The 348-nt window shown below is 61.5% G+C and carries 1 pseudogene; it reads left to right on the top strand.

The annotated features are described in order from the left end of the window. A pseudogene (locus EE949_RS00180) lies at nucleotides 1–247 on the top strand (LysR family transcriptional regulator); the annotation flags it as partial. Nucleotides 248–348: the final 101 nt, after the last annotated feature.

Here is a 348-nt window from a genome sequence, read left to right as displayed (position 1 = left end):
CCCTGATCATCCCGCGCTGGAAACCGTTTTCAGCTCGCACCTGGCGGCGGTGCTGCTGTCGATGGCGTTGCAGGCCAAGGGTATCGCCTGGCTGCCGCAGAGCCTAGCGGCACCGGAGTTGGCGTCGGGGCGTCTGACGCACAGTTCCGTAGCCCTGCCAGACATCCAGACCGAAATCCGGGTATTCAGGGCAATGATTCCGCTGGGGGATTTTGCAGAGAAGTTCTGGGCGGGGCTTGAGCGTTGATTGGGAGGCGTCACCACGTCTTCGACGTAGCGCTGTCGCGCAGCAAACTTGGTGGGAGCGGACTTGTCCGCGAAGGCCAGTACATCCGACGAATATTCATC

Origin of the sequence: Pseudomonas viridiflava (genome assembly GCF_900602065.1) — a bacterium.
Classification (GTDB): domain Bacteria; phylum Pseudomonadota; class Gammaproteobacteria; order Pseudomonadales; family Pseudomonadaceae; genus Aquipseudomonas.
The sequence above is the reverse complement of the archived record's forward strand: the minus strand, read 5'-3'. Positions and strand labels throughout refer to the sequence as shown.